Genomic DNA, 13,120 nt, shown 5'->3' on the forward strand with positions numbered 1-13,120 from the left:
TGGCGCTGGACGGAAACCTCGACACCTGGTGGGAAGCCGCGCCGGGGCATGCCGACGCTGCGTTGACGCTGGAACTTCCACAAGAAGTCACCTTTGACGTCGTTTCGCTTCAGGAAGCGGTGGATCATCGCAGCCAAAGAGTCGAATCATTTGTCATTGACACGTGGAACGGTTCAGAATGGATCCCTGCCGAGCACATCGAGTCCGACGAACTTACAACAATCGGACACAAACGCCTGGTGCGGCTGAAGTCTCCCATCACAACCAATCAGGTGCGCATCCGCATTACCGGTTCCCGACTGGAGCCGACGATTGCCCAAATCGGGCTCTTTAAGCAAACGACGGATATGCTGCCTCCTAAGATTTCCGAGCGCGCCTCAAACGGTTCCGTCACGCTGAGCAATGCGAATGGTTCTTCCATCGTTTACACCGTTGATGGAGCGACTCCGACGGCCAAGTCGCCTGTCTATAGCTCACCCATCCCCATGGCGTCTGGCGGTGTCGTGAAAGCGGCGAATTTGCAGCTTCACGGTCAAATCGGTCTGGCGGCGGAAAAGCAATTCACGGGATTGATGGCGAATGACTGGAAGATCGTGAGCGTGGACAGTGAAGAAACTACCCGCGGTAATAACGCCGCAATCAATGCGCTTGACGGCAATTCTTCTACGTACTGGCACACACGTTGGGATGGCGATCTGACGCTGCCCCATTCCATCACGGTCGACATGGGGACATCGCACCGAATTGCCGGGTTCACGTATCTGCCGCGCCAGGATGGAATGCCCAATGGCGTTGTGGAAAAGTACCGATTTGAAACAAGCACGGATGGAGTCAATTGGGCGACTGCTATTGAATCAGGCATGTTCGCCAATATTCGGAACAATCCCTCACTCCAGCAGGTGACTTTCTCGCCCGTCGACGCCCGCTTCTTCCGGTTCACATCCTTGCAAACGGTCAACAAGGATGGCTGGACGTGCGCCGCTGAAATCTCCGTGCTGCCGGCCCAGTGAGAAAGAGTCAGTTACCGCTACCATGAGATACCGTAATCCCGTTATTCCCGGCTTTCATCCGGACCCCAGCATCTGCCGTGTGGGCAGCGACTACTATCTCGTCACGAGTACGTTCGAGTACTTTCCTGGCGTTCCGATCTTCCATAGTACGGACCTGGTCCACTGGCGGCAGATCGGCTACTGTCTGACGCGGGACAGCCAGCTTCCTCTCAAGACAGCGGGCAGTTCGGGCGGGATCTATGCGCCCACGATTCGATGGCGTGACGGCACATTCTATATGGTGGTCACGAACGTCTCCGGCATGGGGCATTTCTACGTGACTGCCCAGCGCGCGGAAGGCCCGTGGTCAGACCCGATTCTCGTACGAGCCAATGGGCTCCCCGCCGAAGGGATCGATCCCTCGCTGTTTTTTGACGATGACGGCGTCGTCTATTTCTCCTGCAACGCGGGAATGAGCACAATTGACATCGAGACGGGAAGCCTAAGGAGCGATCTCAAGCACGTCTGGACCGGCTCGGGCGGACGCTATGCCGAAGCGCCGCATCTTTACAAGATCAATGGACTGTACTATTACCTGCTGGCCGAGGGCGGGACCGAGGCCGGCCACATGGTAACGATTGCCCGCAGTGTCAGCCCCTGGGGGCCTTATGAGGCGTGTCCACACAATCCGATCCTGACGCATCGAGACCGGGGAGAGGGTTCCGTACAATCGACGGGCCACGCCGATCTCATTGAGGCCCACGACGGATCATGGTGGGCGGTGTTCCTCGCGACCCGCGTTTCGGCAAAATATCCGAATGTCCACCATCTCGGCCGCGAAACGTTTCTCGCCCCGGTGACCTGGGATTCCGAAGGATGGCCGCTCATTGGAAACCAGGGCGTCGTTGACCTTGAGATGCCTGCGCCTTCGTTTATGATCGCCTCGGAACAGGATCAGGAAGCCACGAGCTGCGATGATTTCGACACGGATACCCTCGCACTGCCCTGGAACTTCCGCCGCAATCCAAATCCTGGCGACTGGTCATTGTCCGAGCGTCCTGGCAGCCTGACTTTAAAATGCATCCCGGTCACATTGAATGACGCCGCGCCGCTCGCATTCGTGGGACGCCGCCAGGAGCATTTCCGATGCCGCTTCTCCGCGTGTATCGCATTCGATCCCAGGACGGCTACGGAAGAGGCCGGCTTGACCGTGATCATGAACGAGGAACATCATTACGAGATATTCGTTCGCGGTAACGACGGGGGAGAGAGAACGGTCGCCGTTCGCCGACGAATCGGCGATCTGGTCGCCGTCGTCGCCGAAGATCTCCTCGGTGATGGCGATGTGATCCTATCAATCGACGCCTCCCCCGAAGAATATCATTTCGGCTGTAAGGTACGGAACGGCGACCAGAAGACGATCGCGTCCGGCGCGACGCGGTATCTCTCCACCGAGGTTGCCGGCGGTTTTACGGGCGCCTATATCGGCATGTACGCCACCTCCAACCATCACGAATCGACGGCTTTCGCCCATTTCGACTGGGCGGAATACACATTCGAGTAAAGTCGCCGGGCAGGACCGGAAAATATCATTCAGGAAAGATTAATCTAATGCTCTCGACACGACTCCGCGCCGATCGACGATTGTCGCGCTTACTACTGTTCGGTATCGCTTTCACCGGCGCGCACATGCTGGCGCTCCCAGCGAACGCCCAGCACAACGGCGACCGTCGGCGGCTGCGTATCGACGCGGACTGGCGCTTTAAGCTGATGCCAATGTCAAGACTGGAAAAGAAAACCTCGCTCACGGACTGGAGCTGGACCCTGGCGTCGCCGGACGAGATCGGCGACGCGTCGCTGCTCGACGAGAGCAAGCACACGTGGCGGGCGGCGACGCTCGGTCAGGATGTCTTCGACCAGAAGCCAGGCTATGCCTGGTATCGCGCCACGCTGCCGCCGCTCACGGGGACTCTGCGCATGCTGCGCTTTAAAGGCGTGGACGACAACGCGGTCGTCTTCCTGAACGGCAAGCGGCTCGTGAGCCACCAGGGATGGGACCAACCCTTCGATGTTTCTCTCGATTCGGCCTGGAACTCGGCCGGCGAAAACCATCTGCTCGTCCTGGTGCAGAACACCGGCGGTGCGGGCTTCATCTGGAAAGATGTCTCCTTCGGTCTTTACCGGGCGCCTAAAGCCAGCGGCGATCCCTCCCAGCCGGGCTATAACGACTCCGCCTGGCGGCCCGTCCATCTGCCGCACGATTATGTCCTGGAAGGACAGGTGACGCCGGACGCGGAAAATTCGCATGCGAATCTGGTCCCGGCCACGGCCTGGTACCGCAAGACGTTCACGCTTCCGGCAACCGACAAAGGTAAGAGCGCGTGGATCGACTTCGACGGCGTCTACCGCGATGCGAAGGTCTATCTGAACGGACAGCTTCTGGGCGCGCACCCATGCGGGTACACGAGCTTCCGGTACGACATCACGCAGTCAGCGCATTACGGCGGCAAGAATGTGCTCGCGGTATTCGTCGATCCGACCAAGTTTGAGGGATGGTGGTACGAGGGCGGCGGCATCTATCGGCACGTCTGGCTGAATGTCGCCAATCGGCTGCACGTGGCGCCGTGGGGCACGTTCGTCACGGCCAGCCTGCCGGAACCCACGCCAGGACATGCTCCTGCGGCGGCAAGCGTCGTCGTGAAGACTACCCTCGCCAATGTCCGCCCGCCCGCCAAGGCGATCCTGGTCTCGACCGTCTTGGACGAAGCCGGCCGGGTGGTGGCGAAGAGTTCGAATCCTATCAGCGCGAGCACCGTCACTCAGCGCCTGACCGTCAGCCGCCCGCGCCTCTGGTCCCCGGACACGCCGACTCTCTACAAGGTGCACAGCTCAGTTGTTTTAGACGGCAAGGTGATCGATGCGGTAGATACCTCCTTCGGCGTCCGCACGATCCGGTTCGATGCCGACCACGGGTTCTTCCTGAACGGGCGGCCGCTCAAAATCAAGGGCACGTGCAACCATCAAGACTTCGCCGGCGTCGGCAACGCCGTCCCCGATCGGCTCGAATACTGGCGCGTGAAGAAGCTTAAGGCAATGGGCGCCAACGCCTGGCGAATGTCTCACAATCCGCCGAATCCGGAACTGCTGGACGCCTGCGATAAGCTGGGCATGCTGGTTATGGACGAGAACCGGCACTTTGGCGATGTCGAGACCACGAAGACAGGCACTGGGACAACCGCCAACGACTTCGCCAATCTCAACAGCATGATCCTGCGCGATCGTAACCACCCGAGCGTCATCCTCTGGTCGCTCTGCAATGAAGAGTGGATCCAGGGCACTGAAGACGGCGCCAGGATCTTCTCGATATTGAAGCGGGAGACACTGCGGCTGGATACGACTCGTCCGATCATGTGCGGCATGAACGGTGGTTTCGGCGCCGGCATTTCCCGTGTGACGGACATTCAGGGGTTCAACTATAATTCCCAGGAATATGACAAGTTCCACGCCGCCCATCCCGAACAGCCATGCATCGCGAGCGAATCGGCGAGCACGAACGGGACACGCGGCGTCTACAGCGTTGAACGCGAGAAGGGCTACGCTTCCGCATACGATAGCAATGTGGGAATCTCGATCGCGACAGCCGAGGACGCCTGGCGGCCGGTCGCTGAGCGGGAATACATGGCCGGAGCGTTCGTTTGGACGGGATTCGATTATAAGGGAGAGCCGCAGCCTTTCGGGTGGCCGGCGATCAACTCGAATTTCGGGATCATGGATCTGTGCGGCTTTCCGAAGGACAATTACTACTACTACCAGTCCGTCTGGGGCAACCGGCCCATGGCGCACCTGACGCCGCACTGGACCTGGCCGGGCAAGGAAGGTCAGCCGATCGACGTTTGGGCGTTCAGTACTGGTTCTCGCGTCGAGCTCTTCCTGAACGGGAAGAGCCTGGGCGTGAAGGACAAGCCATTTGTCGGGCATGTCTCCTGGAGCGTCCCCTACGCGCCGGGGACGCTGATCGCGAAGGCGTACGACAAGGCTGGGAAACTGATCGCGACCGACACTGCGGTGACCGCCGGCGCGCCGGCTGCCCTGCGGCTCAGCGCGGACGACACGACGATCCTTGCCGACGGCGAGGATGTGCTTCCGGTGGCCGTGACCGTTGTCGATGCGCACGGACACTTTATGCCGACAGCATCGAACCAGGTGACGTTCTCCGTCGCAGGGCCTGGACGGATCGTCGGCGTCGGCAATGGCGATCCGAGCGACCACTCGCCGGACAAGGCGACCCAGCGGCGCGCCTTCAACGGCCACTGCCTGGTCGATGTGGGAGCCAAGGGTCCGGGGAAGATCGTGGTCACGGCCAAGGCGCCCGGCCTCGCCCCCGCGACGTTCGTCGTGCGGGGTATCGCGGGACAGGAGTAGTCCCGCGAGTTCATTCGCGGGGGTTCTTAAATTAGGCGCAAGAATCAAGTGAACACGTCCCTGCCCGAATTATTCACGTTTACTCGACAGACCAGCACAATGAAAAAAAATATTTTATGTCTCTCCTTAGTTCTGATCAGCAGTATGGCGAAAGCCGCCGAAATGCGCGTGATTTCGCCGGATGGAAAAATCACGTTCATCGTCTCTGATGATGCAGGATTACGATATCGCGTTCAAGTTGACGGTAAATTGGCCGTCGTGAATTCACGACTGGGATTGCAGTTCAAGAATGCGGAGCTGGGAGCGAATACCCTGATTGTCTCCACGCAGAAGCAACAGCACAAGGGGAGCTGGGAGGATAATTTTGGCAAGCGCCGCGTAGTGTCCGATCGTTGGAATCAAGTTCGGTTCGCCTTACGGGAAAAAGAAACAAACCGTGAATTTGGGCTGATCGTGCGGGCATATAACGATGGAGTGGCTTTTCGCTATGATTTGCCGATCGCTTCCGGGCTGGGCAATTTCGTTCTGACCAAGGAGCTTACTGAATTCTGTTTCGCAGACGACGATCGCAGTTGGCTGGGCAATGAATCGTCTTGTGCTGAGTGCCAGTATCCAGAGACCAAACTGAGCAAGATCCCCATGACGACTACCGACCAGTGGCGGCGCGGTCAGCCTTATTGGGGAGTTCTGCCTCTTGTAGCTCAGACGCCTACCTGCACAGTCGCCGTGGCCGAATCGGATTTGCTCGATTGGGGGGGAATGTTCCTTTCAGGAACGGGTGGTAAGGGAGTTACGGCTTCGCTCGCGTCGCGCGCTGACGGAAATGGCTTGGTGGTTTCCAGCGCGCCGAGCCAAAGCCCCTGGCGGGTGTTAATGATCGGTCGTAAGAGCGCGGATCTGCTGAACTCTAATCTCGTTGCAGCGCTTGCAACCCCCAATGAACTGGGGGATGTTTCCTGGGTTAAGCCTGGCGTGAGCTCATGGGACCCTTGGTGGACCGGTGTAAACTCGCACCTGCCGCAATATACAGGATTAGATGCGCGCGGAGATACCGATTCGGACAAAGAATATATTGACCTTGCGGCGAAAATGGGGTGGTCGTACCAGTTGGTTGATTGGCGCTGGTATCAAGATGATCTCACCCAGCCGCTCCCCCACATCAACATTCCCGAACTGGTGAGCTATGCAAATAACAAAGGCGTTCGGTTGTTCCTGTGGATGCACTCGAATGACGTGAAGCGCGACGGCTTCGACAAGGTATTTTCAAAGGCGGCCAGCTGGGGATTCGCCGGCGTAAAAGTCGATTTCATGAACAGTGACAGCCAGGAAACGGTGCAATGGTATGTCGCGGCCCTCAAAGCGGCCGCCAAATATAAGCTGATGGTTGATTTTCACGGCGCTTATAAACCCACTGGTTTGTCTCGCACCTATCCGAATCTTATCACTCAGGAAGGTGTGCTGGGTAACGAATACAATAAACTTGGCTACCTTTGCACGCCTGAACACACGGTGACTTTGCCCTTCACACGCGGCTTGCTGGGGCCAATGGATTTCACGCCCGGTGGTTTCCTCAATCGCAGCACGGCTGATTTTAAAGTCACATTTCCTGCGGTGGTGATGGGCACACGCGCGCGCCAGTTGGCTATGACGGTAATTTACCAGAGTCCGTTGCTTGTGATGTGCGATAGTCCGGCCAATTACTCCAACCAACCAGGAGTCGAATTTTTGCGGGAATTACCAACAACGTGGGATGAAACCGTCATTCTAGGCGGAGAGATCGGCCAATACGTCGCCATTGCGCGGCGATCTGGACACCGTTGGTATTTGACCGCGATGAATGGCGATGCAATGAGCCATATTACCGTGCCTCTGAATTTTCTAGGCAAGGGCAAATGGAATCTCCATAGCTTCAGTGATTCTTTGGAAGCGAATGCTCCGGCCACTGCGATCAGTGAGGTAACCACCCCGTGAATTCCAAGACTCTCCTGCCCGTTACGCTGCTGCCTGCGGGAGGATACGCCGCGATTTTGAGCGCAAAATAACCAATGAGGCGTGCTGGCGTGGACCAAATGGCAGTCCGGAAGCTTGGTTTTATTTATTACAAGAGCTATACAGATTGACAAATTCCGATTGCTGTGCTAAACTACCTAGGTAAGAAATTAAAATTACAAAATTATTGTAATTTTAATTTCTTACATCATCAGTACGACCCAGTTCCTCTCAACTAAGGAGAAATGCTATGTCAACGCAGCTTCGTTTCGTATCGAGAACAGCCTGTATCGTGGGCTTCGGCCTGATGGCGCTGATGTCTGGAGCCAAAGCACAGGCTCAGGGTGTTACGCTTACTGCCTTCGGCGCCACAGCATCTCCTGGTGGATACGACCATCAGACGGACACGGTCAACGTCAATATCGCGTTCAACGCGTCGTCCACCGGCAGCTACGGCTACGGAATCACTACAGACGTCCTGTACTACTCTGGCCCCTACGCCAGCGGGACGCTTCTACAATCGACGACAAAGTTTGTGTATAGCGCTGGTGGGCCCGTTTCTTACGGCGTCAGCAACGCGTCCTTAAATATGGACTTCAACACGCCAGCGAGCTTGCGCGCTTCCGAACCGGCCGGAACCCAGTCGTTCATTTACGTGTACCATATCTCGGGCGGCGGCGGCGGCACTGGATGGGGCGGCATGTTTTCGACCTATGGCGGGCCGTCCTTCCTGTCGCATTGATAACAGCAGTGCGGCGCGCGGTTCTACCGATGCGTCGGCTCCCGTAACGGAAGCCGATTTCAAAGAATGTTGCCCGCCACTGTAACCATGCTCTCAACGGCATGGCGGCGAGCAAACGTCTCCGGGCTGAGAGGTCCGAGAGTGGTTCAGGCTATTTTGTCCCAAGGGGCTACGTCATGATGATGGCGCGGCCTTTTGGGCAGTTCACAACTGGCGGCGTTTCGCGCGGACATCACGTTGGTCTACGGAGTCTTGCCGTGGAAGAATGTGATGAGAGAAACGTGATCAGGCGGGCGCTGCGGGAAGGCTCCAGTCTCCCGCGCTTCTGGAAAGATAAGATTTATGCATTGTCATTGGCGCCGCTCCACGGAGCAATCGCCGTTGTTATTATTGACGGTGACCATTGCTGGCGCCCTGGGAATTACGATTCCCGCGGCGGCGCAGCAGAATGGCGGACGCCAGCGGCTGAGCACCGTCCAGGCTTGTCATGGGGCGCCGTCACTCACCGCCCAACTTGGCGGCAAATCCATGGGTCTTAAAAATAAGAGTAAAGATACGATGGTAAATGCTGCATCTCAGTTTATGGATTACTTTAACGCGACGCCAAGTACCAGGTCCCTGTCCTCAATCTGTTGGGGGGCTTCTCAGGTGGGGCCTCGCGATCAATCGAACGGATTGGAAGACAAGACCCTGTCCGATTATGTCTATTGGGATGGCGGCATTATCAAGGGAACTGACGGCATCTACCATATGTTCGCAAGTCGCTGGAATCAGGCTGATGGGCATAATGGATGGCAGTGGGACTCACACGCCATTCACGCTACGAGCACTCACCTTTATGGACCGTATACCGACCGGGGCTTGTGCTGGCCGGACATTGATGGCGGAAAAGGTCACAACGTGACGCCGCTGCAGCTGAAGGACGGCCGCTATGCTATCACGGTGAGCGGCGTCAGGCGCGGAGGTGTTTTCGTCTCGAAGTCCCTCGATGGTCCATGGTCGTACATGGGGGATGTTACGGTTGCTAAAAATGCTTACTCAGACGCCTTCAACACTCAAGAGAATCTTCATATTATTCTTCGGCCTGACGGGCGTTACGAGGCAGTCACTAGCCGTGGCTTAATCGCTCTTGCCGATGATGTCGCCGGTCCGTACACCGTTCAGGGGCCTTCTCTTTTTTCAGAAGTTCCTAACTGTCCGAATATCTACACCCTCGAAGACCCCTGCATTTGGTACAGCGGCGGTCACTATCATTTCCTGACGAACCAATGGGATATCCGCAAAGCATTCCACTTCACTTCCTCGGACGGTATCGCCAATTGGAAGCTGAACGCTGGATATGCCTACGATCCTACGGCGGGTTTTATTCGCGATGCAAATGGAACGGTCAATCACTGGTGTAAACTGGAGCGCCCCAACGTCTACATTGAAAAAGGCCATGTGGTCGCAATGACGTTTGCGGCGATAAACGTCGAAAAAGAGAAAGATCTTGGTAACGACCTGAATGGCAGCAAGATCATCATTGTTCCATTTGACGGCGCCGCCCTGGACCGAGCCAACTCAAAAAGTAAATAGGCCCGCGTAAGCCGACTCAAGCCACCGGCATTCACAGACGTCTGTCCGCGAGTAACTTTGTCGGGGCGGATAATTCCATTACAGAAAGACCGGTTAAGTGTTTTCAATACGATTGTGCTTCAATATGCGCTTGTCTTGCTCCACGCTGTTCGGGATGGCTTTCGCCAGTGCGCACATGCTGGCGCTCCCCGCAACCGCCCAGCAGAATGGCGATCGCCAGCGACTGAGTCTGGACGCCGACTGGCGTTTCCGGGTGAACCCGACGGCGACTCTAGACAAGAAAACCTCGGTTACGGACTGGACTTGGAGCCCGGCCTCGCCGGGCGAGACCGGTGACGCACCGCTGCTCGACGAGAGCAAGCACACGTGGCAGGCAGCGAAGCTCGGCCAGGATGTCTTCGACCAGAAGCCGGGCTACGCCTGGTGCCGGACAACGCTGCCTGCGCTCACAGGCCCCCGGCGCACGCTGCACTTCCGCGGCGTGGATGACAACGCGGTCATCTTTCTGAACGGTAAGCGGCTCGCGAGCCATCAGGGATGGGATGAGGCGTTCGACGTTTCTCTCGATTCGGCCTGGAATTCGGCAGGCGAAAACCATCTAACCGTCCTGGTGCAGAACACCGGGGGCGGCGGATATGTGTGGGACGGCGTCGCTCTTGGGCTCTCCCAGGCGCCTGCGGCCGGCGGCGATCCGTCCGGGCCTGGCTATCACGACTCGGCGTGGCGCGTTGTGAACGTTCCACACGACTACGTGATCGAGCAGCCGTTCACGGAAGGACTCGATCCGCAGCATGCGTCCCTGCCCACCCCGTCAGCCTGGTATCGAAAGACGATCGTTATCCCGAAGGGGGATCGGGACAAAGATTATTGGCTCGACTTCGACGGCGTCTATCGCGACGCGAAGATCTATGTCAACGGCAAGCTTGTCGGAGGACGCCAGAGCGGTTACCTGCCGATCCATGTCGATCTCTCGTCGCTGGCCAAGCCCGGAGAGCCGTTGACGATCGCCGTTCAGGTCGATCCCTCGAAGGTCGAAGGATGGTGGTACGAAGGCGGCGGAATCTATCGACATGTGTGGCTCACATCCGTCAACCGGCTCCATATTGCGCCGGATGGAGTCTGGGTGGTTCCGAAGGCGGTGGGAAACGAGACGAACCCGGATTCGGCCACTGTCGACACGAGTGTCACCCTCAAGAACTCGGGACTCGGCAGCCGGGCATACGCGGTCGTCGAACGAATTCTCAGCCCTGGCGGCAAAATTGTCGCCTCACTCCGGACAAACTCGTCCGAGCCGATCGGCGCCGGCGCGAGAGCGGTATCGAAGAGGCGCATCTCGCTGTCCCATCCGCTGCTGTGGTCGCTGGAGACACCGAACCTTTACAAATTGGAGACATCCCTTGAAGTTGCTGGCCGTCCGGTCGATCGCGTGGTCACGACGTTTGGAATCCGCACCGTTCGTTTCGACCCGAACAAGGGATTTTTCCTGAATGGGAAATCGGTCAAGATCAAAGGTATCTGCAACCACCAGGATTTCGCCGGGATCGGCAATGCGGTTCCTGACAATCTTCAAGCCTGGCGTGTGAAGAAGATGCAGGCCATGGGCGCCAACGCCTGGCGCATGTCCCACAATCCGCCCAACAATGCGCTTCTGGACGCTTGCGACAAACTTGGGATGCTCGTTCTCGACGAAAACCGGCACCTGGGAGATACTTACGTCCCGCACACATACGCGGAAGACACGAAGGCGGACGACCTCTCCGATCTGGACGACATGATCGTCAGAGATCGAAATCATCCCTCAATCTTCGCCTGGTCGCTCTGCAACGAAGAGCCTCTTCAAGGGAAAGACACAGGCGCCGAGATCTTTAAGAAGATGCTCGCGCGCGTTCGTAAGCTCGACCCGAACCGGCTGGCGACGTGCGCGATGAACGCGAGTTGGGGGAAGGGAATCTCTCTCGTCGAAGACATCCAGGGTTTCAACTACCTCAACGAGAGCTTCGAAAAATTCCACAAGGACTTTCCGAACCAGCCGACGATCTTCACGGAGTCGTCGAGCGCCGTCTCGGATCGCGGCGTGTACGAGAACGATGGCGCGCGAGGCTACGTCGGCAACTACACCGACTTCAGCCTTGACTGGCTCAACTGGGTCCGTCGGACGGAAGACGCCTGGAAGCCGATTGCAGAAAATGACTATCTTTCGGGTGCTTTCGTCTGGACAGGATTCGATTACAAGGGGGAACCTTCCCCGTACGGCTGGCCGAACATCCACAGCCACTTTGGCATCCTCGATATGTGCGGCTTTCCGAAGGACGTCTATTACTATTACAAAGCGAACTGGCAAGATAAGCCTTCAGTTCATATCACCCCACACTGGAACTGGCCCGGACGCGAAGGCAAGCCGATCTCGGTCATCGTTTTTTCGAATGAGCCCATGGTCGATCTGAGCTTGAACGGCGTCAGCCTGGGACGAAAAGCGTGTCCGCGGAACGGCCATGCGGAATGGACCGTCACGTACGCGCCGGGAACCCTGACTGCCAGAGCCTACGATACAAGCGGACAATTGGCCGCCACTCAGGAGGTGGCGACAGCCGGAAAGCCGTACAAGATCGAACTCAGGACGGACCTTACGAAATTGTCGGCCAACGGGGAGGATGAAAGCGTCATCGAAGCGGCAATTGTCGATGAGAATGGCATATTTATCCCGGTGGCTTCAGATAAAGTGATATTCACGATATCGGGCGCAGCCGGCCTGATTGCCGGAACGGGCAACGGCGATCCGAACGACCACACGCCGGATGCGTCCTCTGAGCGCAGGGCTTTCAATGGGCGTCTTGCGGCCATCATCCGTTCAACCGGGAAGCGCGGCGTGGTCGGAGTAACGGCCACGGCAGCTGGACTGAAACCTGCCGCCATCTCGATCCGCTTCGAGTAAACGAGCGAGCCCATGCCTTCCAGAGCTATGGCGCGGATCGCAGATTGGGCCAGATAACTGGTGCCATAGGTCGCAAAAGCTATACAGATTGACATAATCCGTTCGCTATGCTAAGATACTGTCGAAATGAATTTCGAATTACCGTTAATTCAAAATTCATTTCGCCGCACTGGGACTCCCCAGTTCCTCTTAGTCAAGGAGAAACACTATGTCAACACGGCTTCGTTACGCACCGAGAACGGCCTGCATCCTCGCCTTCGGCCTGATGGCGCTGATGTCGGGAGCCAAAGCGCACGCTGAGAGTGTTACGCTTACTAGCTTTAGCGCCGAAGGGTATCACACCGAGCGGAACGTGTCAATAGTTTGAGACAACTTGGTCCATTATTTTTCGCGCCGATCGTCGCCTAACTCTTCGTCCTCCTTTTGGGCAGGCGGGTTGATCCAGACGGCTGTTGGCAGCGCTTCCGGAAC

8 protein-coding genes are annotated in these 13,120 nt (G+C 57.4%); all 8 read left to right on the forward strand.

Features of this window, described 5'->3' with window-relative positions; translation table 11 throughout:
• A partial coding sequence (locus tag ABIZ35_RS18190) for a discoidin domain-containing protein (protein WP_348221337.1) occupies positions 1-1,010 on the forward strand: 1,010 nt, incomplete at its 5' end.
• 22 nt (positions 1,011-1,032) lie between these two features.
• Positions 1,033-2,553 (forward strand): glycoside hydrolase family 43 protein, encoded by a 1,521-nt coding sequence (locus ABIZ35_RS18195; RefSeq protein ID WP_348221338.1) that lies wholly within the window; start codon positions 1,033-1,035, stop codon positions 2,551-2,553.
• Between the two features lie 47 nt (positions 2,554-2,600).
• Positions 2,601-5,411, forward strand: coding sequence for a beta-galactosidase GalA (galA, locus tag ABIZ35_RS18200; protein ID WP_348221339.1), 2,811 nt, complete (start codon positions 2,601-2,603; stop codon positions 5,409-5,411).
• A gap of 99 nt (positions 5,412-5,510) precedes the next feature.
• Entirely contained in the window at positions 5,511-7,382 is a 1,872-nt protein-coding gene (locus ABIZ35_RS18205) for a glycoside hydrolase family 97 protein (RefSeq protein ID WP_348221340.1), read from the forward strand.
• A 268-nt stretch (positions 7,383-7,650) separates the two neighbouring features.
• Complete coding sequence (locus ABIZ35_RS18210; RefSeq protein WP_348221341.1) at positions 7,651-8,142, forward strand: hypothetical protein; 492 nt, start codon at positions 7,651-7,653, stop codon at positions 8,140-8,142.
• A gap of 342 nt (positions 8,143-8,484) precedes the next feature.
• Positions 8,485-9,717 carry a glycoside hydrolase family protein gene (locus ABIZ35_RS18215; protein ID WP_348221342.1) on the forward strand — a complete coding sequence of 411 codons (1,233 nt, stop codon included), beginning with the start codon at positions 8,485-8,487 and terminating at the stop codon, positions 9,715-9,717.
• Between the two features lie 154 nt (positions 9,718-9,871).
• Positions 9,872-12,649: a glycoside hydrolase family 2 TIM barrel-domain containing protein gene (locus ABIZ35_RS18220; RefSeq protein WP_348221343.1), complete on the forward strand. Its 2,778-nt coding sequence runs from the start codon at positions 9,872-9,874 to the stop codon at positions 12,647-12,649.
• A gap of 208 nt (positions 12,650-12,857) precedes the next feature.
• Positions 12,858-13,016, forward strand: coding sequence for a hypothetical protein (locus ABIZ35_RS18225; RefSeq protein WP_348221344.1), 159 nt, complete (start codon positions 12,858-12,860; stop codon positions 13,014-13,016).
• Positions 13,017-13,120 lie beyond the last annotated feature (104 nt).

This window comes from Capsulimonas sp., assembly GCF_039929585.1.
Taxonomy (GTDB): domain Bacteria; phylum Armatimonadota; class Armatimonadia; order Armatimonadales; family Capsulimonadaceae; genus Capsulimonas.